At 74.5% G+C, this 26,993-nt stretch carries 27 protein-coding genes; 4 read left to right on the top strand and 23 right to left on the bottom strand.

Annotated elements, in window-relative coordinates:
* Window positions 1-55 precede the first annotated feature (55 nt).
* The 8 genes from AB0J21_RS18880 to AB0J21_RS18845 all read right to left on the bottom strand — a co-directional run bounded on the left by AB0J21_RS18880 (window position 56) and on the right by AB0J21_RS18845 (window position 10,134).
* Window positions 56-910: an ABC transporter ATP-binding protein gene (locus AB0J21_RS18880; protein WP_363147107.1), complete on the bottom strand. Its 855-nt coding sequence runs from the start codon at window positions 908-910 to the stop codon at window positions 56-58.
* The gene (locus AB0J21_RS18875; protein WP_363147106.1) at window positions 907-1,701 is read right to left on the bottom strand and encodes an ABC transporter permease; all 795 of its coding nucleotides are present in this window, start codon (window positions 1,699-1,701) and stop codon (window positions 907-909) included. Before AB0J21_RS18875 ends, AB0J21_RS18880 begins: the two co-directional genes overlap by 4 nt.
* The gene (locus AB0J21_RS18870) at window positions 1,698-2,555 is read right to left on the bottom strand and encodes an ABC transporter permease (RefSeq protein ID WP_363147105.1); all 858 of its coding nucleotides are present in this window, start codon (window positions 2,553-2,555) and stop codon (window positions 1,698-1,700) included. The genes AB0J21_RS18875 and AB0J21_RS18870 overlap by 4 nt, the downstream gene beginning before the upstream one ends.
* Before the next feature lie 10 nt (window positions 2,556-2,565).
* Window positions 2,566-3,564: an ABC transporter substrate-binding protein gene (locus AB0J21_RS18865; protein ID WP_363147104.1), complete on the bottom strand. Its 999-nt coding sequence runs from the start codon at window positions 3,562-3,564 to the stop codon at window positions 2,566-2,568.
* A 424-nt stretch (window positions 3,565-3,988) separates the two neighbouring features.
* Window positions 3,989-6,349 carry a LuxR C-terminal-related transcriptional regulator gene (locus tag AB0J21_RS18860; RefSeq protein WP_363147103.1) on the bottom strand — a complete coding sequence of 787 codons (2,361 nt, stop codon included), beginning with the start codon at window positions 6,347-6,349 and terminating at the stop codon, window positions 3,989-3,991.
* 428 nt (window positions 6,350-6,777) lie between these two features.
* Window positions 6,778-8,403 carry a chaperonin GroEL gene (gene groL / locus AB0J21_RS18855; protein WP_363147102.1) on the bottom strand — a complete coding sequence of 542 codons (1,626 nt, stop codon included), beginning with the start codon at window positions 8,401-8,403 and terminating at the stop codon, window positions 6,778-6,780.
* Between the two features lie 122 nt (window positions 8,404-8,525).
* Window positions 8,526-8,834: a co-chaperone GroES gene (gene groES / locus AB0J21_RS18850; protein WP_003948573.1), complete on the bottom strand. Its 309-nt coding sequence runs from the start codon at window positions 8,832-8,834 to the stop codon at window positions 8,526-8,528.
* 292 nt (window positions 8,835-9,126) lie between these two features.
* Window positions 9,127-10,134 (bottom strand): polysaccharide deacetylase family protein, encoded by a 1,008-nt coding sequence (locus AB0J21_RS18845; protein ID WP_363147101.1) that lies wholly within the window; start codon window positions 10,132-10,134, stop codon window positions 9,127-9,129.
* Window positions 10,135-10,240: 106 nt separating this feature from the next.
* On the opposite strand from AB0J21_RS18845, the gene AB0J21_RS18840 reads away from it, so the two are divergent.
* Together AB0J21_RS18840 and AB0J21_RS18835 are read left to right on the top strand one after the other, a co-directional pair.
* Window positions 10,241-10,669, top strand: a complete 429-nt coding sequence (locus tag AB0J21_RS18840; RefSeq protein WP_363147100.1) for a DUF6234 family protein — start codon at window positions 10,241-10,243, stop codon at window positions 10,667-10,669.
* Between the two features lie 74 nt (window positions 10,670-10,743).
* Window positions 10,744-11,955 carry an SAM-dependent methyltransferase gene (locus AB0J21_RS18835; RefSeq protein WP_363147099.1) on the top strand — a complete coding sequence of 404 codons (1,212 nt, stop codon included), beginning with the start codon at window positions 10,744-10,746 and terminating at the stop codon, window positions 11,953-11,955.
* A gap of 29 nt (window positions 11,956-11,984) precedes the next feature.
* Here the strand turns inward: AB0J21_RS18835 and AB0J21_RS18830 are convergent, their stop codons facing one another.
* From AB0J21_RS18830 to tsaB, 6 genes are all read right to left on the bottom strand, one after another.
* Window positions 11,985-12,563, bottom strand: coding sequence for a Uma2 family endonuclease (locus AB0J21_RS18830; RefSeq protein ID WP_363147098.1), 579 nt, complete (start codon window positions 12,561-12,563; stop codon window positions 11,985-11,987).
* A 281-nt stretch (window positions 12,564-12,844) separates the two neighbouring features.
* Complete coding sequence (locus AB0J21_RS18825) at window positions 12,845-13,240, bottom strand: hypothetical protein (RefSeq protein ID WP_363147097.1); 396 nt, start codon at window positions 13,238-13,240, stop codon at window positions 12,845-12,847.
* Complete coding sequence (locus AB0J21_RS18820; RefSeq protein WP_363147237.1) at window positions 13,192-13,452, bottom strand: hypothetical protein; 261 nt, start codon at window positions 13,450-13,452, stop codon at window positions 13,192-13,194. The genes AB0J21_RS18825 and AB0J21_RS18820 overlap by 49 nt, the downstream gene beginning before the upstream one ends.
* Window positions 13,453-13,484: 32 nt before the next feature.
* Window positions 13,485-14,642 carry a tRNA (adenosine(37)-N6)-threonylcarbamoyltransferase complex transferase subunit TsaD gene (gene tsaD / locus AB0J21_RS18815; RefSeq protein ID WP_363147096.1) on the bottom strand — a complete coding sequence of 386 codons (1,158 nt, stop codon included), beginning with the start codon at window positions 14,640-14,642 and terminating at the stop codon, window positions 13,485-13,487.
* A complete protein-coding gene (gene rimI / locus AB0J21_RS18810) occupies window positions 14,635-15,222 on the bottom strand; it encodes a ribosomal protein S18-alanine N-acetyltransferase (protein WP_363147236.1) in 588 nt (195 codons plus the stop codon). Before rimI ends, tsaD begins: the two co-directional genes overlap by 8 nt.
* A gap of 62 nt (window positions 15,223-15,284) precedes the next feature.
* Complete coding sequence (tsaB, locus tag AB0J21_RS18805) at window positions 15,285-15,953, bottom strand: tRNA (adenosine(37)-N6)-threonylcarbamoyltransferase complex dimerization subunit type 1 TsaB (RefSeq protein WP_363147095.1); 669 nt, start codon at window positions 15,951-15,953, stop codon at window positions 15,285-15,287.
* A gap of 222 nt (window positions 15,954-16,175) precedes the next feature.
* Between tsaB and AB0J21_RS18800 the strand changes: the two genes are divergently transcribed.
* On the top strand, window positions 16,176-16,757 hold the full coding sequence (locus AB0J21_RS18800; protein ID WP_363147094.1) for a L,D-transpeptidase: 582 nt from the start codon (window positions 16,176-16,178) through the stop codon (window positions 16,755-16,757).
* A gap of 99 nt (window positions 16,758-16,856) precedes the next feature.
* On the opposite strand, the gene AB0J21_RS18795 is transcribed toward AB0J21_RS18800, so the two are convergent.
* The 7 genes from AB0J21_RS18795 to AB0J21_RS18765 all read right to left on the bottom strand — a co-directional run bounded on the left by AB0J21_RS18795 (window position 16,857) and on the right by AB0J21_RS18765 (window position 23,493).
* A complete protein-coding gene (locus tag AB0J21_RS18795; RefSeq protein ID WP_363147093.1) occupies window positions 16,857-17,066 on the bottom strand; it encodes a hypothetical protein in 210 nt (69 codons plus the stop codon).
* 189 nt (window positions 17,067-17,255) lie between these two features.
* Entirely contained in the window at window positions 17,256-17,876 is a 621-nt protein-coding gene (gene tsaE / locus AB0J21_RS18790; protein ID WP_363147092.1) for a tRNA (adenosine(37)-N6)-threonylcarbamoyltransferase complex ATPase subunit type 1 TsaE, read from the bottom strand.
* Window positions 17,848-19,044: an alpha/beta hydrolase gene (locus AB0J21_RS18785; RefSeq protein WP_363147235.1), complete on the bottom strand. Its 1,197-nt coding sequence runs from the start codon at window positions 19,042-19,044 to the stop codon at window positions 17,848-17,850. Before AB0J21_RS18785 ends, tsaE begins: the two co-directional genes overlap by 29 nt.
* A 236-nt stretch (window positions 19,045-19,280) precedes the next feature.
* On the bottom strand, window positions 19,281-20,417 hold the full coding sequence (alr, locus tag AB0J21_RS18780) for an alanine racemase (RefSeq protein WP_363147091.1): 1,137 nt from the start codon (window positions 20,415-20,417) through the stop codon (window positions 19,281-19,283).
* Window positions 20,418-20,546: 129 nt separating this feature from the next.
* On the bottom strand, window positions 20,547-21,008 hold the full coding sequence (locus AB0J21_RS18775; RefSeq protein WP_363147090.1) for an NUDIX domain-containing protein: 462 nt from the start codon (window positions 21,006-21,008) through the stop codon (window positions 20,547-20,549).
* A 109-nt stretch (window positions 21,009-21,117) separates the two neighbouring features.
* The gene (locus tag AB0J21_RS18770; protein ID WP_363147089.1) at window positions 21,118-22,632 is read right to left on the bottom strand and encodes an NAD(P)H-hydrate dehydratase; all 1,515 of its coding nucleotides are present in this window, start codon (window positions 22,630-22,632) and stop codon (window positions 21,118-21,120) included.
* A gap of 21 nt (window positions 22,633-22,653) precedes the next feature.
* A complete protein-coding gene (locus tag AB0J21_RS18765; protein ID WP_363147088.1) occupies window positions 22,654-23,493 on the bottom strand; it encodes an EamA family transporter in 840 nt (279 codons plus the stop codon).
* 74 nt (window positions 23,494-23,567) lie between these two features.
* On the opposite strand from AB0J21_RS18765, the gene AB0J21_RS18760 reads away from it, so the two are divergent.
* Window positions 23,568-24,491 carry a MurR/RpiR family transcriptional regulator gene (locus tag AB0J21_RS18760; protein WP_363147087.1) on the top strand — a complete coding sequence of 308 codons (924 nt, stop codon included), beginning with the start codon at window positions 23,568-23,570 and terminating at the stop codon, window positions 24,489-24,491.
* Between the two features lie 104 nt (window positions 24,492-24,595).
* On the opposite strand, the gene AB0J21_RS18755 is transcribed toward AB0J21_RS18760, so the two are convergent.
* On the bottom strand, window positions 24,596-24,964 hold the full coding sequence (locus AB0J21_RS18755) for a holo-ACP synthase (RefSeq protein WP_363147086.1): 369 nt from the start codon (window positions 24,962-24,964) through the stop codon (window positions 24,596-24,598).
* Between the two features lie 100 nt (window positions 24,965-25,064).
* Window positions 25,065-26,912: a glutamine--fructose-6-phosphate transaminase (isomerizing) gene (gene glmS, locus AB0J21_RS18750; RefSeq protein WP_363147085.1), complete on the bottom strand. Its 1,848-nt coding sequence runs from the start codon at window positions 26,910-26,912 to the stop codon at window positions 25,065-25,067.
* Window positions 26,913-26,993: the final 81 nt, after the last annotated feature.

Here is a 26,993-nt window from a genome sequence, read left to right as displayed (position 1 = left end):
GCGGCCGGGCCGGGGCACTACCGGTTCCTGACCACCGGCCCGTCACCCGCCCCCGTCACCCGGTGGTGTCCGGGGCGGCCGGCCTGCGGACCAGTCCGAGGACGTGGGCCCGCAGTTCGGCGAAGGCGGGCCGCAGTTTGGTGGCGACCTGTTCGCGGTCGGTGCCCAGGTCCACCGGCACGATCTCGCTGACGGTGGTGGGGGCGCCCGACAGGACGACGACGCGGTCGGCGAGGTAGACGGCCTCGTCCATGTCGTGGGTGACGAGGACGACGGTCATGCCGAGCCGTCGTTGCAGGCGCAGCGTGAGGTCTTCGAGGTCGGCGCGGGTCTGCGCGTCGACGGAGGCGAAGGGTTCGTCCATGACGAGGACGCGGGGCGCGCAGGCCAGGGCCCGGGCGATGGCGGCGCGCTGCTGCATGCCGCCGGACATCTGCCAGGGGTAGAGCCGTCCGGCGTCGGCGAGGCCCACCGCGTCGAGCGCCTCGCGGGCGGCCGCCGTGCGCTGTGCCGCGCCGGTCCCCTTCCCGCGCAGGGGGAGCTGGACGTTCTCGCTGACGCTCATCCAGGGCAGCAGTGAGCGGGAGTAGTCCTGGAAGACGAGGGCGAGTCCCTCGGGCGGGGCGTGCACGGGGGTGCCGCCGAGCCTGACCTCTCCGGAGTCGGGGGCGAGCAGCCCCGCGAGACAGCGCAGCAGGGTGGTCTTCCCGGCGCCGGAGGGGCCGACGACGGTGACGAACTCGCCGTCCTCGACGTCGAAGTCGATGCCGGAGAGCACCTGGCGGACGGTGTCCCCGTTGCCGTACGACTTGGCGATGCCGTGCACTTCGAGGAGCGGGCGGTCCGGGGCGGGGCTCGTGGTGGTGTCCCGGCGGGGGCCGGTGGCGGGGGTCGTCGCGGAGGCGGTCATGCGGGGGAATCTCCTTGTCCGGCGGCGCGCTGCCCGGTGTACCAGCGCAGCAGGCGCAGTTCGAGGGCGCGGAAAGCGAGGTTGCTCGCGTGGCCGAGGATGCCGAGCAGCAGCAGCGAGGCCCACATCTCGGGGATGTCGAAGGTGCGTTGGGACTGGAGTTGCAGGTAGCCGATGCCGTGGGTGGAGGCGGTGTACTCGCTCGCGATGATGAGGACGACACCCAGGGCGACGCTGACCCGGGCACCGGCGAGGATCTGCGGGGCGGCGCCGGGCAGGACGACGCGCAGGAGCCGTTGTCCGCGCGGCAGCCGGTAGCTGTCGGCCATGGCCACGACGGTGGGGTCGAGGGACCGTACGCCGTCCACGGTGCCGAGCAGGACGGGCCACACGGTGCCGTACGCGATGAGCGCGGCCTTCATCCCGTCGCCGGTGCCGAGCAGGACGAGGGCGACGGGGACGAGGGCGATGCCGGGGACGGCGCGCAGGAACTCCAGGACGGGCCGGGCCGCGTCGTTCAGCCCTCCGGCGAGGCCGAGGAGCAGTCCGAGGCCGATGCCGAGGACGGCGGCGAGGAGGAGCCCGGCGATCAGGTTGAGGACGCTGGGCAGGGCGTCGGAGCCGAGCCGGTCGAAGAGCCACAGTTCGCGGAAGGCGCGCAGGACGTCGGGCAGCGGCGGGAAGAAGAAGGAGTGGCGCCGCACGGTGACCAGCCAGACGGCGGCGACCAGCAGGGCGGGCAGCCACAGTTCGTGGGCGGCGGCCTTGAGCAGCCGCAGGGCGCGGTTCACCGGCGGGTCCCCTCTCGGTGGGCGGGCGCCCAGGGCAGGGCGAGGCGTTCCGCGGTCAGCAGGAGGCTGTTGAGGAGGACGCCGAGCAGTCCGGCGACGACCAGCAGCGCGAACATGTGGTCGATGGCCCCGGCCTGCTGGGCGCGGGAGAGTTCGTTGCCGATGCCGGGTGCGGCGCCGAGGTACTCGCCCGCGGTGGTGAGCATGAGGGCGAGCACGGCGCAGTTGCGCAGCCCGGTGACGAGGAACGGGAGCGCGGAGGGCAGGACGAGGTGGCGTACCCGCTGGTGGGCGGGGAGCCGGAAGGTGCGGAAGGTGTCGGCGGCGACCGGGTCGACGTGCCGTACCCCGTCGACGGTCGCGGTCAGCAGCGGCCACACCGCGCCGGACACGACGAGGACGAGCTTCATCGTCATCGTCGAGCCGAGGGTGAGCAGGAGGACGGGGCACAGCGCGACGGCGGGGATGGTGCGCAGGAAGTCGGTGAGCAGCCGGGTGCTGCGGGTCAGGAACCGCGAGGTGCCGATGAGCAGTCCTGCGGGCACGCCGAGGGCGGTGCACAGCAGGAGTCCGGCGCCCCAGCCGAGCGCGGTCTGCCACAGGGCGTGCCAGAAGGCGCCGGTCCCGGCGAGCGTGCGCAGCGCGGAGGCGGTGGCGCTCGCGGTGGGTACGGAGCTGCGCGGCAGCAGCCCGGTGCGTACGGCCGCCTCCCACGCGAGCAGGGCGGCGACGGCGAATCCGGCCTGGTGGAGGGTCCTGCGGTACGGGAGCGGGGGGCCGGCCGGGCGGGGTGCGGCGGCGGGCGGGGCGGTGGGGACGCCGGGCGGGGCGAGGGTCTGGGGCTCAGTGGTCATGCGGTGCCCTTCAGCTCAGCAGCTTGTCGACGTCGACGGGCTCGGCGACGAACCGGTAGCGCTCCATGAGGTCGGTCCACACCTTGAGCGAGGACCGGGGGGTGGAGGCGTCGAACACGGGGAGTTTCATGGTGGCGATGAGCTGCTTCGGCATGGGGCTGATCGAGGGCAGCGCCTCGCGCACCTCCTCGGGGTGGGCGGCGGCGTAGGCGATGCCCTTGTCGAGGGCGCGCCGGAAGCCGCGCACGACGCCGGGGTTCTCCTTCTCGAAGACGGAGGACGTGGCGACGGCCATCTGCATGCCGTGCGGGGCGGCCTCGACGCCGGGCGACATGAGGCGGACCGCGCCCTGGGCGAGGGCCGGGGTGTCGAAGGGCGAGATGGTGCTCATGGCGTCGATACGGCCCTTGACGAGGGCGGCCGTCATGTCGGACAGCGGCATTTCGAGGATCTTGACGCGGTCGCTGTCGGCCCCGGCCTTGTCGAGCGCGGCGCGCAGCGCGACCTCTCCGCCGCCCTTGAGCTGGCCGACGGCCACGGTGCGCCCGTTGAGGTCGGCGGGCCGGTGGACGGGCCCGTTCTTCATGACGAGGAGTCCCCCGCTGTCGTCCTCGGGCCGGGGCGCGGCCTTGCTGATCCCGCCGATCACGTGGACCGGCAGCCCCTTCGCGTAGGCGGAGACGACCCCGGCGGTCTCGCAGAGCGCGAACTGGTCGGTCCCGTTGATGAGGTTGGTGAGCAGGCCGCCGGCGCTCGTCGCGTCGGCCCGCGCGTCGATGCCCTCGTCCCGGAACCAGCCCTTGTCCACGGCGAGGGTGAAGGCGACCGCGTCGACGACCGGGATGTGCCCGACGTGGACGACGGCGAGCCCGTCGTGCCGGCTCAGTTCCCGCGAGGGCCCGCAGCCCACGAGGGCGGTGAGGGCCAGCGCGCTCAGCGCGGCGGCGAGGGCGCGGCGGCGCGTCCGGTGCGGCGACGGGTGCGGCGGGGTGCGGGGCGCGGTGTCCATCCGGTGGTCCTTCCGGTCGTCGTCCAGCGCGTCCTTCCGGGTCCCCGGGAAGTCCGGGCGGTGAGAAGGGGGCGGTACGAGGAAGTCGGGAGGGAAGTTCCGACAGACAGAGCGTGCTGTCCCGGCCAGGCGGGCGGCAATGACCAGAACTCGGGATTCCGGACGGCTGCTTCCGTACGGCCGTGGGTCCCCCGCGTGAACCGGCCGTGTCGCCCGTGTGTCCTGGCCGAAAGGGCGGTGACCTGCTACGGAAGCGACGTACGAGGGTGTCCGGGGGCTCGCGGGGGCCGGGAACGGGTGCGCACGCGGCTGTGTCCACCCCTCGTCCCCTCACAGGAACTGGTCATTTTTCGGGGTGCCGGCGGGCTTCGCGCGGGGGACGGCCGGGACGCGGGCGCAGGAGATGGCCCCGCCCGTCCCGGGGTCACTCCTCCAGGAGGCCGGAGCGGATGGCGTGGGCGGTGGCCTCGGCGCGGCTGGAGACGCCGATCTTGCGGTAGAGGTTGCTGATGTGGCGGCCGACCGTCTCGATGCTGATGAACAGTTCGGAGGCGATGGCCCGGCTCGTCGCGCCGGAGGCGATGAGCCGCAGCACCTGCGCCTCGCGCCCGGTCAGCCCGTCGGGGTGGCGCCTGCGGCGTTCCCTGCGGGGGCCGGGCGCGCGTTTCGCGGAGAGCAGGGGCGGCACCTCGGCGAGGACGTCGCCCACGGTGAGTTCGGCCCCTTCGGCGCACAGCTGCTCGAAGACGGGGCGGGACAGGCTCCACTCGATACTGCTCAGGTCGATCGCGCGGGCCGGGAACTCGACCCAGTCGTCCAGGGTGAGCCGGGAGCGCACGGCCCGGGACAGCCCCACGAGCCGTGCGGCGTACGGGGTTTCGCCGAGGTCGTCGAGGCAGGCGGCGAGCCCTTCCAGGCACCACACGTAGCGCGGCCTGGCCCCGATCCGCTCCACGAGCCGCAGGCTCTCGACGTGGTGGCCGCCGGCCAGCGCCGCCTCTCCCCTGGTGAGCCGGACGTCGGCCAGCAGGTTGAGGAAGACCGAGGCGTTCCAGTCGTCACCGCCCCGCTGCGCGAGCCCGAGCCCCTCACTGAGCAGGGCGACGGCCTGCACGTCGTGGCCCTCCTCATGGAGCATCCGCCCCAGTTGCTGGTAGGGGACGTGGGTCCAGGTGCTCTCGCCGAGGTCCCGGAATCCGCGTACGGCCTCGTCCAGCGCGGTCCTGGCGAGGGTGCGGTGGGCCTCGGTGGCGGCGGCGGAGGCCCCGAGCAGGCTGCGGGCGCGCGCTGCCCACCAGTGGTCCCCGGCCGCGTCGAGGACGTCGATGGCCTCCCGGTACAGGGGTTCGGCGCGGTCGAAGCCGTGGGCCTCGAACACGGCGGCGCCCAGGTCGACCAGGGTCCGGGCGCGGGTGGTCGTCTCCCCGGCGGCCGCCCAGTCGTCGGCGCACTCCTGGAGCGCGGTCAGCGCGTGGGCGTAGGAACTGGCCGCGCCGGTGAGCACGGCGTGCGCCTCGCGGGCCCGCAGCCGGGCGGTGCCCTCTCCGGCGACGGGCAGCGCGAGCACCTCGCCGAGCAGGGCGATGCCCTCGCGCAGCCGGCCCCGGGCGAGCCAGTGGCCGCGCAGGGCGGCGGCCAGGTCGAGGGCGCGGGGGTCGGCGGTGTCGATGAGGAAACGGAGCGCGGCCCGCACGTCGGGCAGTTCCTCCTCGACGCGGCGGGTCCAGGTCTCGGCCGCCGCGCCGTGCTCCTCGTGCCCGTCCAGGACCCGCTCGCCGAAGTGGCGGGCGTGCGCGCCGCGCAGCGCCTCGGCGGCCTGCGGTCCGGCGTCCTCGCGCAGCAGCCGGCGCGCGTACTCGCGGACGACGCCGGGCATGCGGAAGCTGATGCCGGCGCTGCCGTCGGCGGACGGGACGGGCTCCAGCAGTCCGTGGGCGACGAGTTCGCTGACGCCGTCCCACAGCGTCTCGTCCGCCTCCTCCTCCGCCTTCTCCTCCGCGTGTGCGCCGAGGACGTGTTCGACGGCGGGGTAGGCGAAGCGTCCCTCGAAGACGCCGAGGCGGCCGAGGAGCCGCCGGGCGTCCGCCGAGAGGGCGGTCACGGTGTCGTCCAGGACCCGGCCGAGGCTGCGGTGCCGTCCGGGCAGGTCGACGGGGCCCTTCATGCTGAGGGACCAGCCCTCGCGCAGCCGGGCGAGCAGCGCCTCGGCGGGCAGGGCGGCGAGTTGCCGGGCCGCGATGACCAGCGCGAGCGGATGCCCTTCGAGCTGCCGGCAGATCGCGGTGACCGTCTGCTCGTGCGCGTCGAGCCCGTCCTCGTAGGCGACCCGGCGGGCGTGGCGCAGGAAGAGTTCGCGGGCGGCGGCCCCGTCCGCGACGTCGAGCGGACGCACCCGGTACAGGTGCTCGTGGGTGAGCCCGCCGGCCGCGCGGCTCGTGGCGAGCACCGTGAGCCGGGGGTGCCCGGCGAGGAGCGTGCCGAGGGCCGGCGCGAGCGGCAGCACGGCCTCCAGGTTCTCGGCGAGCAGCACGGGAGCCGAGTCGTCCGCGACCGCGGGGAGCGCGTCGGCGAGCAGCGCGAGCGCCGCCTCGGGCCCGGCGGCGCCCGCAAGTTCCACGACCGCGACGTCCGTCCCGGCCTCGCTCAGCGCGACGCGCACCTGCCGCGCCAGCCGGCTCTTGCCGACCCCGCCGAGCCCGACGAGCGTGAGCAGCCGCACCTCGGGCTCGCCCAGCAGCCGCACCACCGAGTCGACGTCACCCCGACTCCCACCAGGTCCGTTCACAGGCCCCCCGTCACCAGAGGCCCCAAGACTCCGAGCCCACCCCCGCGCCCGTCAAGATCGAGTGACCTTCCTCACCCCACCTGACCAGCCCGACAGCAACACCCGGGGACAAGGCCCCCTCACTCCTGAAGCCCAAGACCGAAGGCGCACCCCATCAAGCCCGTCCGGCGCTTGAGGACACCCCTCCCCGAAGCCAGGCCCGAAGGCGCACCCAACCAAGCCCGTCCGGCGCTTGAGGACACCCCTCCCCGAAGCCCCGGCCCGAAGGCGCACCCCATCAAGCCCGTCCGGCGCTTGAGGACATCTTTTCCCAGCCCGTCCGGCGCTTGAGGACACGGCCGAAGGCCGAACCCCCGGCGACGGCAAACAGAACGAGGCCCGGCCTCCCCAGAGGGGAAGACCGGACCTCGCGACCCAAGCGGAGCGGATCAGTGGGAGTGACCGTGCGAGTGACCGCCGGCCTCCGCCTCCTCCTCCGCCGGCTTCTCGACGACCAGGGTCTCGGTCGTCAGAAGCAGGGAGGCGATGGACGCGGCGTTCTCCAGCGCGGAGCGCGTGACCTTGACCGGGTCGATGACACCGGCCTTGACCAGGTCCCCGTACTCGCCGGTCGCGGCGTTGAAGCCCTCGCCCTTGTTCAGCTCGGCGACCTTGGAGGTGATGACGTAACCCTCCAGGCCGGCGTTCTCGGCGATCCAGCGCAGCGGCTCGACGGCGGCGCGGCGGACGACGGCGACACCGGTGGCCTCGTCGCCCTCCTTGCCGAGGGAGCCCTCAAGGACCTTGACGGCGTGGACGAGCGCGGAGCCACCACCGGAGACGATGCCCTCCTCGACCGCGGCGCGGGTCGCGGAGATGGCGTCCTCCAGACGGTGCTTCTTCTCCTTCAGCTCGACCTCGGTGGCCGCACCGACACGGATCACGCAGACGCCGCCGGCGAGCTTCGCGAGGCGCTCCTGGAGCTTCTCGCGGTCCCAGTCGGAGTCGGTGGACTCGATCTCGGCCTTGATCTGGGCGACGCGGCCCGTGATCTCGGACTGCTCGCCACCACCGTCGACGATGGTGGTGTCGTCCTTGGTGACGGTGACGCGGCGGGCGGTGCCCAGCACGTCCAGACCGGCCTGGTCGAGCTTGAGGCCGACCTCCTCGGCGATGACGGTCGCACCGGTGAGGGTGGCCATGTCGCCGAGCATCGCCTTGCGGCGGTCGCCGAAGCCGGGCGCCTTGACGGCGACGGCGTTGAAGGTGCCGCGGATCTTGTTGACGACCAGGGTCGACAGGGCTTCGCCCTCGACGTCCTCGGCGATGATCAGCAGCGGCTTGGAGGCACCGGCCTGGATGACCTTCTCCAGCAGCGGCAGCAGGTCCTGGATCGAACCGATCTTGCCCTGGTGGATGAGGATGTACGGGTCGTCGAGGACGGCCTCCATACGCTCCTGGTCGGTCACCATGTACGGGGACAGGTAGCCCTTGTCGAAGGCCATGCCCTCGGTGAAGTCGAGGTCCAGACCGAAGGTGTTGGACTCCTCGACGGTGATGACACCGTCCTTGCCGACCTTGTCCATCGCCTCGGCGATGAGCTCGCCGACCTGCTTGTCCTGGGCGGACAGCGCGGCCACGGCGGCGATGTCGGACTTCTCCTCGATCGGCCGCGCGGTGGCGAGCAGGTCCTCGGAGACGGCCTTGACGGCGGCGTCGATGCCCTTCTTGAGGAGGGCGGGGGAGGCGCCGGCGGCGACGTTGCGCAGGCCCTCGCGGACGAGCGCCTGGGCCAGGACGGTCGCGGTGGTGGTGCCGTCACCCGCGATGTCGTTGGTCTTGGTCGCCACCTCCTTGACGAGCTGGGCGCCGAGGTTCTCGTACGGGTCCTCGACCTCGACCTCACGGGCGATGGTCACACCGTCGTTGGTGATGGTGGGGGCGCCGAACTTCTTGTCGATGACGACGTTGCGGCCCTTGGGACCGATCGTCACCTTCACGGTGTCGGCAAGCTTGTTGACGCCACGCTCAAGGGCGCGACGGGCGTCCTCGTCGAACTTCAGGATCTTCGCCATGGGAGCGGTTCAGCCCTCTCGGAAAACTGGATCTGAAAACGAGTCGCGCCCCCGGCCCCGGCTTCAAGTGAATCGGGGGCCGGGGGCGCAGCTCATAGCAAAGCTGGGTGAATCCGGGTGGATTACTTCTCGATGATCGCGAGCACGTCGCGAGCCGAGAGGACGAGGTACTCCTCGCCGTTGTACTTCACCTCGGTGCCGCCGTACTTGCTGTAGAGCACGACGTCGCCGGTCTTGACGTCGAGCGGCAGGCGCTCGCCGTTCTCGAAGCGGCCCGGGCCCACAGCGAGGACGACGCCCTCCTGGGGCTTCTCCTTCGCGGTGTCCGGGATGACCAGGCCAGAGGCCGTGGTCTGCTCGGCGTCGAGCGGCTGGACCACAATGCGGTCCTCAAGCGGCTTGATGGCAACCTTGGAGCTGGCGGTCGTCACGATCCGACCTCCCCCTTCGGAGATCTCGCGGGGTCAATGGGGTGGCGACCAGGTGGTCCGTCGTCGCGGGTGCCGGACTGCCCGTCGCTGTTTGGCACTCTCCGGTGGGGAGTGCCAGGGCCGAGACTATGACTGCGATTAGCACTCGGTCAAGCGGAGTGCCAGACGAGTCCCGACGGGCAGGCCGGCGAGCGGCCCGCGGCGGACCGGCGAAGGGCCCGCCACGGGCCGGTTACGGGGCGACAGAGGGCCGGTGCCGGGGCCGCGGAGGACCGGCGGACGGCCTCAGCGGTCAGACGTAGTCCTCCAGCCTGGCCACCGCGTAACCCTTCTCGGTGACGGTTCGCAGGAACGTGCGCAGGGCGTCCGGCATGGTGCCCTTCCACTGCGCGCGGCCCTGGAAGTGCGTCAGCACGATGTCGCCCGGGTGCAGGTCCTGGTCGGCCTCGCGGTACTCCCAGCGGCCGGGGAAGACCTCCGCGTTCCACAGCGGCACGGCGCGCACCCCGCAGGACTTGGCGGTGACGAGGGTGTCGCGGTTGTAGTCGCCGTAGGGCGGCCGGAACAGTTCGGGCCGCTTTCCGTACTGGCGGCCCAGGATGTCCTGCATCCCGCAGATCTCCTCGCGCTGCTCCTCGTGCGAGAGCGCGGGCAGGTAGCGGTGGTGCAGGGTGTGGTTGTTGATCGCGACGCCCTTGTCCCGCGCCTTGCGGAAGTAGCCGTAGTCGTCGCTGACGAGGTAGTCGCTCAGGAACGCCGAGTACGGGATGTGCAGGTCCTCCAGCATCCGCAGCGTCTCGGGGTCCTTGTTGTCGCCGTCGTCGATGGTCAGGAACACGACGCGGTCGGTGGTCGGCACCGTCGTGAAGACCGGGGGCAGGGCGTCGTCCTCCTGGCCGCGCACCTCGAAGCCGGTCCGGGTCGGGGGCAGCACCTTGTCGGCGGGCGGGGGCGGGGCGATCATCGGCGGCTGCTTGAGGCCCCAGCGACGGGAGGCCGCGACCAGGGCCTTGCGTTCGCGGGCGACGCGGGCCCGCTCGGCGATGGCCCGCTCGGCGGCGGCCTTCGCCGCCTCCCGGTCGAGTTCCAGCGCGCCCTTCGGGGCCGCGGCGGCCGGTCCGGGCGCGCCCTGGGCCCCGGCACTCGCCCGCGGGGACGGGCTCGCCCCCTCGCTCGCGTCCTGCGCCCCGGTCGCGCAGCCCGAGGCGGCGAGGAGGGCGGCGAGCAGGAGCGGCAGCCGACGCCGTGCGGACGCGCCACCCCATGGGGTCTTTCTGTCTTTTTGTCGTACTAATCTCATGGGGCCGCATCCTGCTACGGCTGTCGCGCGGCGCGGGCGCGCCACGATTGCGCAACAGCCGGGCGGAGGACGCGCTTCCACCGCACGGCCGTACGAGCCTGGTCCCATGAGTGACGTCTCGTCCCCGCGCCCCGCGCCTCAGCCGGCCCCGCCCTCCGCGTGGGCCCAGGTGGCGCTGGCCGTGATCCTCGGCCTGGTGGAGCTGGCGGTGGTGGCCTGGGCGTTCTTCGCGGACGGTCTGAGCGGCTGGGCCGCGTCCGGCTCCCCGGACCCGCCGGACCACAGCACGCTGCGGTACACGGTGCTGGGCGTGGGCGGCTTCGGCGCGCTGCTCACCGCGCTGTTCTGGTGGGGCCGGGAGCGGGTGGCCGCCGTGCTCCAGGGCCTCCTGGCCCTCGTCCTGCTGCTGGTCGCGGCGCTCAGCTGGGCGCAGGGCCCCGGGAAGGCTCCTTCGCGGGCCCCGGCCCCGAACTACCGCGGTACGTACGGGCAGTGCTTCAGCGGCGGCGACAGCGACGAGTGCCCCGGCGGCTGAGCGGAGGACGGTGGACGGGCCGGGCTTCGCGTCCCGCGTACAGGACCGGGGAGACGGCACCGGAGAATGGGCGGGTGGACCTCGAAGACTTCCGTGCCCTGCGTACCCCCGAGGGCGCCGCCCTGCTCGACGAGCTGCGCGGGCTGCGCCCCGCCGAGGAGCTGCCGACGGCCACGCGGCTGCGCCGTACGCATCCGGCGCCGCTCGTGTCCGCCGCGATCGGCCAGGCGCGGCTGCGGGACCGGGCGGCGGCGAAGTTCGGGGCGGCGGACGCGGGACGCATGTTCTTCACGCCGGGCGGCGTGGAGCAGGCGACCCGGGCCCCGGTCGCCGCCCACCGCGCGCGCCGGTTCGCGCGGCTCGGGGTGTGGCGGCTCGCCGACCTGTGCTGCGGGATCGGCGGGGACGCGCTCGCGCTGGCCCGCGAGGGGATCGCCGTACTGGCCGTGGACCGCGATCCGCTGACCGCCGAGGTCGCGCGCGCCAACGCCGAGGCGCTGGGCCTCGCGGACCTCGTCACCGTCGAGTGCGCGGAGGTCGCCGAGATCGCCCTGTCCGGGTACGACGCGGTGTTCGTGGACCCGGCGCGGCGCGGCGGCCGGGGCCGGATCTTCGACCCCGAGGCGTACTCGCCGCCCCTGTCCTGGGCGGTCGGCGCGGCGCGCGGGGCGCCGGTCGCCGCGCTCAAGGTCGCCCCGGGCGTCCCGCACGAGGCGATCCCGCCGGACGCCTCGGCGGAGTGGGTCTCGGACGGCGGCGACCTCAAGGAGGCCGTGCTCTGGTTCGGTACGGGACCGGGCGGGGAGCCGGGGACAGGGCCGGGCGGGGAGCCGGGGCCGGGCGCGGCGACCGCGACGCTCCTGCCGGGCGCCCACCGCCTCACCGGGCGGGGACTGCCGAACCCGCCGGTGCGGGAGGTCGGCCGCTACCTGTACGAGCCGGACGCGGCCGTGATCCGCGCGCATCTGGTCGCGGAGGTGGCCGAGGAACTGGACGGCGCGCTGATCGACGAGACGATCGCCTTCGTCACCTCGGACCGCCTGCGCCCGACCCCGTACGCCCGCCCGTACGAGATCACCGACACCCTGCCGTTCGGCGTGAAGCGGCTGAAGGCCCTGCTGCGGGAGCGGGAGGTCGGCACGCTCACCGTGAAGAAGCGCGGCTCGGCGATGGAGCCGGAGGAACTGCGCAAGCAGGTGAAACCGAAGGGCCCGAACGCGGCGACCGTCTTCCTGACCAGGGCGGCGGGCGCTCCGGTGATGCTGGTGGGGCGGCCGGCGGGGTGAGGGGGCGGGCGGACCGCCCTGCGATCGGCTCAGTCGACGATCTCCTTGAGCTCCTCGCTCCGCAGGGTGAACCCGACCGGGTCGGGGAGGTCGATGGGCGTGCCGAACGGTCGGGACGTGACGCTACGGTAGCTGCCGCCCTCGGGATCGGTGTGCACGGTGAAGCTGTCCGCGCTCCGGTCGATCAGGAGGTAGACGGGGATGTGGGCCGCCGCGTAGCCGGCCGCCTTGTCCACGTGGTCGCGTTGCCGGGTGTCCCGGTCGTGGGACGTCACCTCGACCGTCATCAGCACCCCCTCCGGGTTGGCCCACTCCCCCGCCGTGAGGAAGTGTCGCCGCGGCGCGAGCACCCCGTCCGGCCTCGCGCGGCCACTGCGGTACCTCTCCACTTTCAGCCCGCGCTCGGGATAGAGCCGGAGATCCGGCCGAAACTGAAGACACTGCTCCAGGAGCCACATGACGATCTCGTCGTGACAGCCGTCCGGCACGGGCTTGACCTCGATCTTTCCGTTCAGATACTCCAGTCGCACGGTCTCGGGCGCCGTGCCGGCGATCTGCTCGAACTCCTCGAGCGTCATCTCCGGCCGGGCTGGGGTGTCCGGGGTCATGGCCTCGCCTCCTCCCCTCCATCCTGCCCGGGTTCCCGGAGGCACGCCGTGAACGAGGACCATGTGCGGCACCCTTTCGAACTTCACCGGGATCAGAAGACCCCCGAACCGTGCCCCCACCATGCCTGACTCCGTCACGGAGCGTGGCGGAAAAGACGATCATCCCCCCGAACGAGTGAGCCTGAAGAAGGGCAGCGGCGACCGCGACAGCGGATCTCCGTCCCAGCCGCACCGGCTCCGCACCGCGCCCGCACATGCGGTGAGGCCGCGTCAGAGTCCGTTCAGCGGGCGTCCCCCGCGACGGCCGCTCGCGCCTGGTCGAGCAGCGCGCCGATGCCCGAGGCCGCCTCCCGCGCCCCGTCCGCCGTTCCGTGCGCGGCGCGTTGCTCCAGCCGCCTCAGCCGGGCCGCGAGGGCGGGATGGCGCTGAAGGCGCACGTAGACGGACCAGTGCGCGGTGAAGCGGCGCAGCGCTGCCGGGTCCGTCTTCGCCCGGGCCCGGGCGGACGCCTCGTCCAGCTCGCGGGTGAAGGACGGGAGGGCGGTGGGCGCGATACGCGCGACGGTCTCGCCCAGAGCGGCGACCGTGGCCCGCCGGCTGCGGGACGGACGGCGGCCCCCAGGCGGGCTCAGGCCCCCTCTTCCCCCTCCTCCACCCCCACCGACTCGAACCGCCACCGGTGCACCGCCCGGGTCGTCAACTCTTCAGGGGGCTCCGGCAGTTCGGGGAAGGCGGTGTCCTGGGGGCCCGGCCACCACGTGAGGACGAGGACGCGGTCCTGCGGGGCGCGGAAGGTCTCGCGGCGCAGGGGGCGCCGCGGCAGCGGCTGGGCGCGGGCCCAGTCGAGGAGTTCCGGTCCGCGTCCCCCGGCCGCGCGCGCCTCCCACATGCAGGTCGTCACCGTGGACGGCTCGGCGGACGTCACCGGTACAGGTTCTCCTTCGCCAGCTCGTGCACGTGGTCGTGGGAGTGGCCCCCGTGGCCGTGGTCGTGCCCGTGCCCGTGCGGGCCCTCCGTGTCGGACTCGCCCCGGTCGTGCCCGGGGACGTGCGGTTCGGTCACCGGGAGGGAGGAGTCGGCGGACAGTTCCCAGTCGGAGGCGGCGCGGTTGCGGGCGACCATCTCGGCGCCGAGCGCGGCGACCATCGCGCCGTTGTCGGTGCACAGCTTGGGGCGCGGTACGCGCAGCCGGATACCGGCCCGCTCGCAGCGTTCCTCGGCGAGCGCGCGCAGCCGGGAGTTGGCCGCCACGCCGCCGCCGATCATGAGGTGGTCGACGCCCTCGTCCTTGCAGGCCCGGACGGCCTTGCGGGTCAGGACGTCCACGACGGCCTCCTGGAAGGACGCGGAGACGTCCCGCACCGGCACGTCCTCGCCCGCGTTGCGCTTCGCCTCGATCCAGCGCGCCACGGCCGTCTTGAGCCCCGAGAACGAGAAGTCGTACGGCGCGTCGCGCGGCCCGGTGAGCCCGCGCGGGAAGGCGATGGCGTCCGGGTCGCCCTCGCGCGCGTACCGGTCGATGACGGGGCCGCCGGGGAAGCCGAGGTGCAGTACCCGGGCGATCTTGTCGAAGGCCTCGCCGGCCGCGTCGTCGATGGTCTGGCCCAGCGGCCGGACGTCGGAGGTGATGTCGGCGGACAGCAGCAGCGAGGAGTGCCCGCCACTCACCAGCAGCGCCATCGTCGGCTCCGGCAGCGGTCCGTGTTCGAGCTGGTCGACGCAGATGTGCGAGGCGAGGTGGTTGACGCCGTAGAGCGGCTTGCCGAGCGCGTAGGCGTACGCCTTGGCCGCGGAGACGCCGACGAGCAGCGCGCCCGCGAGTCCGGGCCCGGCGGTCACGGAGATCCCGTCGAGGTCGCTCGCGGCGACACCGGCCTCCTTGAGCGCCCGCCGGATCGTGGGGACCATGGCCTCCAGGTGGGCGCGGGAGGCGACCTCGGGCACGACGCCGCCGAAACGGGCGTGCTCCTCGACGCTGGAGGCGACGGCGTCGGCCAGCAGGGTCGTGCCGCGCACGATGCCGACGCCGGTCTCGTCGCAGGAGGTCTCGATACCGAGGACGAGCGGTTCGTCAGCCATGGCCTGGAGTGTCGCTTTCTTGTGCTGGGTCTGTCGTCGGGCCAGTCTCCCGGCCGGGTTCTTCGGTGTGTTCGGCGACGGCCGCGGGCCCGGGCGCCGCCCCGGTCTCCCCCGCCCGGTCGAAGGCGCGCGCGCTGCCCGGGTCGGTGAGCCGCATGACGAGCGCGTCGACGTTGCCCGGCTGGTAGTAGCCGCGCCGGAAGCCGATCGCCTCGAAGCCGAAGCGCTCGTACAGCTTCTGGGCCCGTTCGTTGTCGACCCGGACCTCCAGCATGACCTCGGCGCACTCGAAGGCGGTCGCGCTGCGCAGCAGGTCGGTCAGCAGCCGGGAGCCGAGTCCCGCGCCCCAGGCCGCGCGGGCCACCGCGATCGTCTGGACGTCGGCGAGGTCCCCGGAGGCGGCGAGCCCGCCGTAGCCGAGGAGCTGCCCCTCGGGGCCGGTCGCGACGACGTAGTGCCGGGTGGCGCCGGTGCCCCGGGCGTGCGCGAGTTCGGACCAGAACATGCCGCGCGACCACGCGTCGTCGGGGAAGAGTTCACGTTCGAGGGCGAGGACGGCGTCGATGTCCCACCAGCGCATCTCCCGCAGCTCCGCCTCGGGGACGGGAGCGGGCGGGGCGGCGGGGCCGGTCGGTGCGGGTGTCACTGCGGGGTGACCACCTTGTAGTTCTTGGGGACCTGCGCGTCGGGGCGGCGCAGGTACAGCGGCCGGGGCGCGGGCAGTTCCTCGCCGGCGGCGATCCGTGTCGCGGCGAGCGCGGCGAGCGCGGCGGCCGAGGCGTGCTCGGGGGCGCGCGCGTCGGGGAAGGTGTCCGGGTAGAGCAGCGCGCCCGCGCCGGCCGCCGGGAGCCCGGCGACCTGTGCGGCGATGTCGGCGGGCCGGTCCACGGCCGGTTCGGTCACGGGCGTACGGGCGTCCGCGTAGCGCCGCCAGTACACCTCCTTGCGCCGCGCGTCGGTGGCCACGACGAAGGGCCCCTCGACGGGGTCCTCGCCGAGGCCGGCGGCGTACGCGAGGCCGTCGAGGGTGCACAGGCCGTGCACCGGGACGCCGAGCGCGAAGCCGAGGACGTCGGCCGTGGCGAGGCCGACCCGCAGCCCCGTGTAGGGCCCGGGGCCGGTACCGACGACGAGGCCGGTCAGGTCGGGGAGGCGGACCCCGGCGTCCTTCAGGACCCGGTCGACGGCGGGCAGCAGCAGTTCCCCGTGGCGGCGGGCGTCGACCTGGGCGTTTGAGGCGAGGGTCCGCTCCCCGTCGTGCAGGGCGACGGTGACGGCGGGTGTGGCGGTATCCAGAGCGAGCAAGAGCACGCAAACAGCCTACGGCGCTCATGCCCCCGGCACGTCCTGACCGCCGTACGCGCCCACCGGGAGGCCGCCGGGAGGAGGGGCGTGCGCGCGGCTGCTAACGTCACCAGTCGACTCGGCGCCCCGTCGGACCCGGAACCCGGAACCCGGCCCCGGAGACTCGGACCGGAATTCCGGACCCGGGCCCCGCAGGCGGCGCGCGGACCACGCACAGGAGGCGGCACAGTGGCAGGCAGAAGCTCCGCGACGGTGGCCGGGCTGACCGTGGCCGCCCTGGCCGGGATCGGCTTCCTGGCCTTCCAGGCGTCCGCGAGCGCCCCCGACCACCTCACCCCCTCGCACCACAGCAGCGCGTCCCCCTCGCCGTCGTCCTCGGCCCCGCAGAAGGACAAGGGCGGGGCGGGCAGGCACGGGGCGCAGTCCGCGTCCGCCGTGCCCGCGAACTCAGGGACCGGCCGCCGCGTGGTCTACGCGCTCGACGCGCGCCGCGTGTGGCTGGTCGGCGAGGACGGCAAGGCGCAGCGCACCTACGAGGTCACGCCGAGCACGGTCAGCCCGTCCCCCGGCGCCTACGCGGTGACGACGCGGACGGAGACGACGCCCGGTTCGGACGGCATCGCCGTCGTGCACGTCGTCCGGTTCACCCTGGTCGACGGGGTCACGATCGGTTTCAGCGCGGCCCAGGACGGCTCGACGCCCGCGCCGGACCCGCAGTCGCGTACGGGCGGTGTCCGCGAGTCCCTGAAGGACGCCGAGGCGATGTGGCAGTTCGCGCCGACGGGCACGAAGGTCGTCGTCGTCCCGTAGCAGCCGTAACGGCCGTAGCAGCCGTAACGGCCGCGACAGCCGTCCGGACCGGCGCGCGAACCGGACCAGCGAACCGGGACACGCGGGGCGGGGCGAGCCTTACGCCGCTTCGGAGCGCCGTTCCCGTTCGTCCCCCGCGCCCTCGTCCGCACCGTGTCCGCGCGTGTTTTCCTCCGTGCTGCGGGGTGCCGCCGGTGGGGTGGAGACCGCGTTCGCGGCGGCGCAGGAGGCCAGGAGGGTGCTCATCGAGGGGGCCGCGTGCGGCTGGGCGGCCCGCGGGCCTCGGTCGGGGCGTTCGGCCACGGGCATGACTGCCTCCAGTGATCCAGGCGTGGTTAGGTAGACCTAACCAGGTCTCGTGCTCCATGTGACCACGTCGCGGGTCCGCGACGCAACATCATGCCGACACCTTGTCGGAAAACCCGCCACCGGCGCCACTCGGCCGGAAACCCGCCGCCCGCGCCACCCGCCACCGCCCCCGCTCCGGACCTTCCGGGCTCAGGCCGGTTCCTCCCCCTCGGCCAGCCCCTCGCCCAGCGCGGTGAGCGCCGCGACCGTGGCCGGGTCCTGCCAGCGCGGGCCGTACGCGGTGACGGTCACGGTGCGCGTCTCGTCCTGCTCGTCCGGCGTCCCGGCCCCGGTGGCCTCCCCGGCCTGTCCGACGGCGCGGTCGACGCGGAGCTGGAGGCGGTTCTCCGTCAGCCCCTCGACGACGCCCTCACCCCATTCGACGACGACGACCGAGTCCGCGAGGGACACGTCGAGGTCGAGGTCCTCCATGTCGTCGAGGCCGCCGCCGAGCCGGTAGGCGTCGACGTGCACGAGGGCGGGCCCCGCGCCGAGCGGGGGGTGGACGCGGGCGATGACGAAGGTCGGCGAGGTCACCGCCCCGCGCACGCCGAGGGCCTCCCCGAGCCCCCGGGTCAGCGTGGTCTTGCCCGCGCCCAGCTCGCCGCTGAGCATGACGAGGTCCCCGGGGCGCAGGACGGCGGCGAGGCGCCCGCCGAGGCGTGTCGTGGCCGCCGGGCCGGCCACCGCGAAGGACGGGACGGCGAGCGCGGTGGGCGGCTCGGCGGGCGGGGCGGTGGGCTCAGGAGTCTGGTGGTGCGCTGCTTCCATGGGAGTTCACGGTAGCGGCTGCGCGGGCCCCGCCTGCCGCGCGTACCAGCAGGTCCGCGAGGTGTCCGTCCACCAGCTCCGGGTGTTCCAGCATGACGAGGTGCCCGGCGTCGCGGACGAGGACGAGGGCGGCGTCCGGCAGGCGCGCGGCGATGGCCTCGCTGTGCGCGACGGGCGTCAGCAGGTCCTTCGTCCCGGCGAGCACGAGCACGGGCAGGTCCGCGAAGTGGTCGAGGGCGCTGACCTTGTCGTGGCCGGCGAAGGCCGGGTAGAACTCGGCGACGACGTCGATGGGGGTGGCCTCGATGAGGCGTTCGGCGAAGCGGGCGACCGCCGGGTCCACGTCCGGGGAGCCGAAGGAGTACCGCTTGACGAGCCCCGCGAAGAGGTCGGCGGTGGCCCTGCGGCCGCGCTCCACGAGCGTCACCTGGCTGCCGAGCGCCTTGAGCACGCCGGGGACGAAGCGGCGCACGGCGTTGACGCCGACGGCGGGCAGCCCGTAGCTGACCTCGCCGAGCCGCCCGCTGGAGGTGCCGACGAGGGCGACGCCCGCGACCCGCCGCGCGATCAGCTCCGGGTACTGCTCGGCGAGCGCCATGACGGTCATCCCGCCCATCGAGTGCCCGACGAGGACGAGCGGGCCCTCGGGGGCGGCGGCGTCGAGGACGGCTTTCAGGTCGCGGCCGAGCTGTTCGATCGTGACGGGGTCGCCGTCCGGACCGGACTGGGCCTTTCCGCGTCCGGAGCGGCCGTGGCTGCGCTGGTCCCAGTAGACGGCGCGGACGGTGCCGCGCAGCGCGGCGCGCTGGAAGTGCCAGGAGTCCTGGCTGAGGCAGTAGCCGTGGCTGAACACGACGGTGGGGAGCGGCTCCTCCCCCTGCTGCCCGGGGTCTTCGACCTCGTAGTACAGCTCGGTGCCGTCCTCGGCGAGGGCCGTGCCGGGTGTTCCGCGCAGGGCGCCGAAGGGGGCGGTCGCGTCGAGGGCGAGCCGGGCCTTCCTGCGCATCCCGCGTCCCACGGTGAGCCGTTCCACGGCGACCCCGGCGGCGGCGCCCGCCGCGAGCACGCCGACGGCCGCGCCCGCGAAACCGGCCCGGCGCCAGGCCCGCGCGGCGGAGTTCGCGTCGGTGACGGCCCCCGCGACGACCTCGCCGACGGACTCGGACAGCGCGGACACCTGCCCGATCCCGGTACCGGGACTCCCGGCGCCCGCCGTGTAGGCGGCGCCGGCTCCGGCGACTCCGCGCGCGACCGCCCGCGCCCCGCTCTCACCCACGCGCGCCTCCTCGTCTTCGGGACTCCCGGACTCCCGGACTCACGGCCCCCGGGCTCCCTGCGTCGTCCCCGCCTGTCCTACTCGTCCCCCGGCCTGCCGCCGCTTACGCCCGTGGCCCGGCCCCGGGGTCAGGCGTGCAGGTGGACGCGCGGTACGCGGGCGCCGATCCGGGTGACGATCTCGTAGACGATGGTCCCGGCCGCGCGCGCCCAGTCCTCGGCGCCGGGTTCGCCCTGGTCGCCGGGGCCGAAGAGGACGGCCTCGGTCCCGGCGGGGGGCTCCTCGCCGCCGAGGTCGACCACGAACTGGTCCATCGCGACGCGCCCGGCGACGGTGCGCCACTTCCCGGCGACCAGGACCGGCCCGGTGCCGGAGGCGTGCCGGGGGACGCCGTCGCCGTAGCCGAGGGGGACGAGCCCGAGTGTCGTGTCGCCGGGCGTCGTGTACGCGTGCCCGTAGCTGACGCCGTGTCCGCCCGGTACGTGCTTGACCAGGGCGAGCGGCGCCTTGAGCGTCATGACGGGGCGCAGCCCGAGATCGGCCGGGGCGCCCAGCTCGGGGCTGGGCGAGAGCCCGTACATCGCGACTCCGGGCCGGACGAGGTCGAAGTGCGCCTCCGGCAGGGTCAGCGTGGCCGGGGAGTTGGCGAGGTGGCGCACCTCGGGGCGCAGTCCGGCGCGTTCGGCATGGCCGGTCATCTCGTGGAACAGCGTGATCTGCGCGGCGATCGAGGGGTGGCCGGGTTCGTCGGCGCACGCGAAGTGCGACCACAGGCCGGTCACCCTGACCGCGCCCTCGGCCTCGGCGCGCAGGGCGGCGCCGACCAGTTCCGGCCAGTCGGCGGGCTGGCAGCCGGAGCGGCCGAGGCCCGTGTCGGCCTTGAGCTGGACGCGGGCGGTGCGGCCGGCGGCGCGCGCGGCGGCGGTGATCTCGTCGAGGGCCCACAGGCCGCTCACGGACACGTCGACGTCGGCCTCGATCGCCTCGCGCCAGGGACCGCCGGGGGTCCACAGCCAGCACATGAGGGGGCCGTCGAGACCGGCGGCGCGCAGCGCGAGCGCCTCGGCGGGGGTCGCCGTGCCGAGCCAGTCCGCCCCGGCCTCGCGCGCGGCGCGCGCGCAGGCCACGGCGCCGTGGCCGTAGCCGTCGGCCTTGACGACGGCCATGTACGCGGCACCGGGAGCGCGCTCGCGCAGTGTGCGTACGTTGGCGCGCAGTGCGGCCAGATCGATCTCGGCCCTGGGGCCAGGCGCTGACGTGTTCATCGGCCTCAGTGTCTCATCGGCCCTTAGTGCCCCGGTCTCAGAGGGCCACTGTGTCCCGGGCCCCGGAGGCCCTTGTGTCCCGCTCCCAGAGGGGCCTGACGGGGTGCCCGCGAGGTGGCTCGCGGGCGCTCAGCGCCGCGTCGCCGTACTCCGGGCCCACTGCGGGTCGGCGGCGGCGAGCCAGGCGTCCTGGCGGTCGGCGAGCGGGGCGGACAGCGGCAGCGGCTCGAAGCGGCAGGCGAACACGAGGCCCGCGTCCTCGCCGTCCCCGCCGACGTGGTGTTCCCAGGCGGACGCGCCCTCCCTGGGCGCCCACAGCAGGAAGTACGTGGTGCGCCGGGGCTCCCCGGTGTGCGGGTGCGGGCCGCTGTCGACGGCGAGGGCGCGGGCGAGGCGCAGTCCGTCGAGCCCGGTCTCCTCGCGGACCTCGCGCACGACGGCCTCGGCCGCGCTCTCGCCGTCCCGCACGCCGCCCGCCGGGACCCGCGTCCCGGCCTCGGGCATGCCGACGTGGTCGAACACGAGGAGTTCGGGGCCGGCCGCCCCGTAGCGCACGACGTACGCGGCGACACGCGTTCTCGCAAGGGTCATGGGGACATTGTGCGGCCGAACCGGGACATCCTGCTGGAATCCGCCCCAACGCCGGGTGACGGGCGGATGACGCGTCCCGTCCGCCCGGCCGCCCGGCGCACCGCCCGGCTCACCGTTCGCGTACGTCGCGCCAGGCGGCCGGGAGCGCGGCGGCGATGTCGTGGGCGGCGAGCGGTGCGCCGTCCGCCGCGTGGCGTCCGGCGAGTCCGTGCAGGTAGGCGCCTGCCGAGGCGGCGTCGAGCGGGTCGAGTCCGGTGGCGAGCAGGGAGCCGATCAGCCCGGACAGGACGTCCCCGGCCCCGGCGGTCGCGAGCCAGGACGTGCCGGTGGCGTTGACGCGGACGGCGCGGGCCGCGTCGGGGGCGGCGACGAGGGTCGTCGAGCCCTTGAGCAGCACGGTGGCGCGGAACCGGCTCGCGAGTTCCCGTACGGAGGCGAGCCGTTGCCGTTCGACGTCGGCGCGGTCGGCGCCGAGCAGCCGGGCGGCCTCTCCGGCGTGCGGGGTGAGCACGGTCGGGGCGGTGCGGGAGCGGATCTGTTCCGGGTCGGCGAGGCCGAGCGCGTCGGCGTCCATGAGCAGCGGGACCCGGGCGGTGAGCACGTCGCGCAGCGCGGCCTCGGCGTCCTCGCCGTCGCCGAGGCCGGGACCGACGACCCAGGCCTGGACGCGGCCCGCCTCGGAGGGCAGCCCGGAGGAGACGAGCGCCTCGGGGAAGCGGGCGGTCACGGCCTCGGCGGCCGGTCCCGCGTAGCGGACCGCGCCCGCGCCCGCGCGCAGCGCCCCGGCGACGGCGAGGACGGGGGCGCCCGGGTAGCGCACGGAGCCGGCGGCGATGCCGACGACGCCGCGCCGGTACTTGTCGCTTTCGGCGGCGGGCAGCGGCAGCAGGGCCGCGACGTCGGCGTACTGGAGCGCTTCGAGTCCGGGGGGCGCGGCGTGGTAGCGGGGGTCGGGCGGGCCCTGCGGGTCGAGCAGGTCGAGGCCGATCGGGACCAGGCGCAGGGCGCCCGCGTACGCGTGCCCGGGGTCGATGAGCAGCCCCGGCTTGTACGTGCCGAAGGTGACGGTCGCGTCGGCGCGTACCGCCTCCTCGGCGACCTCCCCGGTGTCGGCGTCCACACCGCTGGGCAGGTCCACGGCGACGGTCGTGCCGGGGCTCTCGTCGGCGGTCCGGGCGAGGGCGGCGGCGACCGGGCGCAGTCCGCCCTTGCCGCCGATGCCGACGATCCCGTCGAGGACGAGGTCGGCGCGGCGTACGGCCCCGGCCGCCTCGGAGTCGGTGACCCCGGCGACGCCCTCGCTCTCGGCGGCCTCGACGACGCGGCCCCCGGCTCCCCGGAGCGCGGCGAGCGCGGCGGGGTGGGCGCGGTCCGGGGACAGCAGGACGGCGGTGACCCCGGCGCCGCGCCGGGCGAGGCGGGCGGCCGCGTACAGCGCGTCGCCGCCGTTGTCGCCGCTTCCGGCGAGGACGGTGACGCGGCTGCCGTAGACACGGCCGAGGAGTTCGGCGCAGGCGGCGGCGAGTCCGGCCGCCGCGCGCCGCATGAGCGCCCCCTCGGGGAGCTGGGCCATCAGCCGCCGTTCGGCGGCCCGTACGGTGTCGACGCTGTGGGCGGTACGCATGGGCCCGAGTCTGCCGCAGGTTCAGGCGAGTTGCAGGACCGCTATCCCCGCGAGCACGGCGGCGCTCGCGAGGAGCCGTCTGCCGCCGAGGCGTTCGTGGAAGACGAGGGTGCCGATGACGGCGGCGATCACGATGCTGGTCTCGCGCAGCGCGGCGATGGTCGCGAGGTCCCCGAACGCCTGGGCGCCGACGACGAGTCCGTACGCGGCGAGCGAGAGCAGCCCGCCGAGCACCCCCGTACGCCAGGCGGGCCGCAGCCGCCGCGCGAAGTCCTTGCCGCCCCGGGCCAGGGCGATCAGCGGCAGGACGGGGCCCTGGAGCAGGAACATCCAGCCGATGTAGCCGAGGACGGTGCCGGACTCCCGTACGCCGGTGCCGTCCACGACGGTGTAGCAGGCGATCATCACGCCGGTGCCGAGCGCGGCGGACAGCGCGGGGAGCTGGGCGCGGCCCGGCAGCCCGTCGGCGAGGGCGAGCCCGGCGAGTCCGGCCGAGATCACGACGACACCGAGGGCCTGCCCGGCCGGGAGCGCCTGGCCGAGGACGAACGTCGACAGCAGCGCGACCAGCCACGGCGAGGTGCCGCGCGCGATCGGGTACATCTGCCCGAAGTCCCCGAGCCGGTACGCCTGGAGCAGCAGCACCTGGTAGACGGCCTGGAGCAGCGCGGAGGCGAGGAGGTAGGGCCAGGCGCCACTGTCGGGCACCGGGGTGAAGCACGCGATGATCCCGCCGCCCACGGTGTAGACGAGGCCGATCGTCACCGTCCTGGCCGCCTTGTCGGCGGCGGCGTGCGCCAGGGCGTTCCAGATGGCGTGCAGCAGCGCCGCCGTGAGTACGGCGACCGGGACGCCGGCCATGGGGCTCCTTCCGGGGGCGGTGGCGGTCCGGGCTTCCGTCGACCCGGAACAGAATTCCACGCTACCCTAACCTCATGGAACAGAATTCCAAGCCGCCGCCACCGTCGCCGCCGCCACCGTCGCCTTCGTCGCCGCCGTCGTCATCGGGTGGTTCCGCCCGCTCCACCGACCTCCCCGCTCTGGTCCGCGCGCACCTGCCCGCGCTGCGCGGCGCCGAGGAGCGGGTCGCGCGGACCGTCCTGGAGCAGGGCGCCGCGCTGGTGGGGCTGAGCGTGAGCGAGGTGGCCGCGCTCGCCGGGACGGCGCCCTCCTCGGTCGTCCGGGCCTGCCAGCGGCTGGGCTTCCGGGGCTTCCAGGAACTGAAGATCGCCGCCGCCCGGCAGGCCCCGGCCTCGGTGGCGGAGCCGGTGGACAGCGGGGGCGATCCGGCCGCCCGGGCCCTGTCCGCGACCCTGGCCGCGACGCGGGAGGCGCTGGACGGGCTGTCCGCGACGCTGCCCGCCGAACGGCTCGGCGAGGCCGCCCGGCTGCTGCACGCGGCGAGCCGGGTCCTGGTGGTGGGCGCGGGCCTGTCGGCGCCGGTCGCGACGGACACGGCGTACCGGCTGCGCGCGGTGGGCCGCCCGGTGGACGCGCCCGCCGACCCGCTCACCGCCCAGCTGTCGGCGGGCCTGCTGCCGGACTCGGCGGTGTGTCTCGCGGTGAGCCACACGGGGGCGACGCGCAGCACGGTGGAGGCGGCGCGCCGGGCCAGGCTCCAGGGCGCCGCCGTGATCGCCCTGACGAGCTACGTGCGCTCCCCGCTGACCGAGGCGAGTGACGTCGTCCTGGTGGCGGGCGGACAGGACCTGGTGCTGGGCCTGGAGGCGGTCGCGAGCCGCCTCGCGCACCTCGTGGTCGTGGACGCGCTGACCCTGGCCCTGCTGGAACTGGGCGGCGCCCCGGCCCGCCGCGCCCTGGAGCTGTCGGCGGACGTCACGGCGGACCACACGTACTGAGCGGACGTCACGACGGCCGCACGTCCTGGGAGGTGAGCACGCGGGACGCGGGGCTCCCCCTCCGCGACGGCTACCCCTCCGCGACGGCTACCCCTCCTCGGCGGCTAACCCTCCGCGACGACGACCGCCGAGGCGACTCCCGCGTCGTGGCTGAGCGAGACGTGCCAGTGCCGTACGCCGAGCGCCTCGGCGCGGGCCGCGACGGTGCCGCTCACCCGCAGCCGGGGCCGGCCGCCCTCCTCGGTCCAGATCTCGGCGTCCGTCCAGCGCAGCCCGGGCGGGGCGCCGAGGGCCTTCGCGAGGGCCTCCTTCGCGGCGAACCGGGCGGCGAGCGAGGCGGTGCCGCGCCGCTCCCCGTCCGGCAGGAACGTCTCGGCCTCGACGAACAGCCGCTCGGCGAGGCCCGGGGTGCGCCGCAGCGCCGCCCCGAACCGGTCGATCTCCGCCACGTCGATCCCGACCCCGATGATCACAGCCCGCGCCTCCCGCACCCGTCCCCGTACCCGTACCCGCCACGTAGGTACAACGTACGGACAACGTACGGACAAGAGGACGGCACCCCGGCCGCCGGGCTCACTCCACGGTCACGGACTTCGCGAGGTTCCTCGGCTGGTCGACCTCGTTGCCCCGGGCGGTCGCGAGTTCGCAGGCGAAGACCTGGAGCGGGACGGTGGCGACGAGCGGCTGGAGCAGCGTCGGCACGCGCGGGACGCGTACGACGTGGTCGGCGTAGGGCTCCACGGCGGTGTCGCCCTCCTCGGCGATGACGAGGGTGCGGGCGCCGCGCGCGCGGATCTCCTGGATGTTGGAGACGATCTTGTCGTGCAGGACGGAACGCCCGCGCGGCGAGGGCACGACGACCACGACGGGCAGCCCCTCCTCGATGAGCGCGATCGGCCCGTGCTTGAGCTCCCCGGCCGCGAAGCCCTCGGCGTGCATGTACGCGAGTTCCTTGAGCTTGAGCGCGCCCTCCAGGGCGACGGGGTGGCCGACGTGCCGGCCGAGGAAGAGCACGGTGTCGTGCCCGGCCAGGGAGCGGGCCAGTTCCCGTACGGGTTCCATCGTGTCGAGGACCTGTTCCAGGGCCTCCGGGACCCCGGCGAGTTCGGTGACGACGGAGCGGATCTCGTCGCCGTACTTGGTGCCCCGGTTCTGCGCGAGGTAGAGCGCCACGAGGTAGCACGCGACGAGCTGGGTCAGGAAGGCCTTGGTGGAGGCGACGGCGACCTCGGGCCCGGCGTGCGTGTAGAGCACCGCGTCCGACTCGCGCGGGATGGTCGAGCCGTTGGTGTTGCAGATGGCGAGCACGTGGGCGCCCTGCTCGCGGGCGTGCCGCAGCGCCATGAGGGTGTCCATGGTCTCGCCGGACTGGGAGATCGCGACGACGAGGGTCCGCGCGTCGAGGATCGGGTCGCGGTAGCGGAACTCGCTGGCCAGCTCGACCTCGCAGGGGATGCGGGTCCAGTGCTCGATGGCGTACTTCGCGATGAGCCCCGCGTGGTACGCGGTCCCGCACGCGACGATCACGATCTTGTCGGTCTCGCGCAGCACCTGGGGCGGGATGCGCACCTCGTCGAGCGTGAGGGTCCCGGAGGCGTCGATCCGGCCGAGCAGGGTGTCGGAGACGGCCTTGGGCTGTTCGGCGATCTCCTTGAGCATGAAGGAGGCGTAGCCGGACTTCTCGGCGGCCGAGGCGTCCCAGTCGACGTGGTAGGTGCGGACCTCGGCGGGGCCGCCGTCGAAACCGGTCACCGTGACGCCCTCGCGGCGCAGTTCGACCACCTGGTCCTGGCCGAGTTCGATGGCGGTGCGGGTGTGGTCGATGAAGGCGGTGACGTCGGAGGCGAGGAAGGACTCGCCCTCGCCGACGCCGACGACCAGCGGCGAGTTGCGGCGCGCGCCGACCACGACGTCCGGCTCGTCGGCGTGCACGGCGACGAGCGTGAAGGCCCCTTCGAGCCGCAGGCACACCTGGCGCATGGCCTGCGCGAGGTCCCCGCAGGAGGAGAAGTTCTCGGCGAGCAGGTGGGCGACGGTCTCGGTGTCGGTGTCCGACTCCAGCCGGTGGCCCCGGGTGCGCAGCTCCTCGCGCAGGGCGGCGAAGTTCTCGATGATCCCGTTGTGGACGACGGCGATCCGGCCCGCGTTGTCGAGGTGCGGGTGCGCGTTGACGTCGGTGGGCCCGCCGTGGGTCGCCCACCGCGTGTGCCCGAGGCCGGTCGCGGCGCTCGGCAGGGGGTGTTCGGTCAGCTCCTTCTCCAGGTTGCCGAGCTTCCCCGCCTTCTTCGCCGCCGCGATCTGGCCGTCCGCGAGGACGGCGACGCCCGCCGAGTCGTACCCCCGGTACTCCAGCCGTCTGAGCCCGGCGACTACGACGTCGAGAGCCGACTGTGAACCGACATATCCCACGATTCCGCACATGACGGCAGCCTAAGCCGGTGCCCCCCGGCCCCCGCGAGAGCGACGCGGGCGGTCGGCGGACTGACCGCCCGAACCCTCCGT

This window comes from Streptomyces sp. NPDC049954 (genome assembly GCF_040656295.1).
Taxonomy (GTDB): domain Bacteria; phylum Actinomycetota; class Actinomycetes; order Streptomycetales; family Streptomycetaceae; genus Streptomyces.
This window is presented reverse-complemented; position numbering and strand designations above follow the sequence as displayed.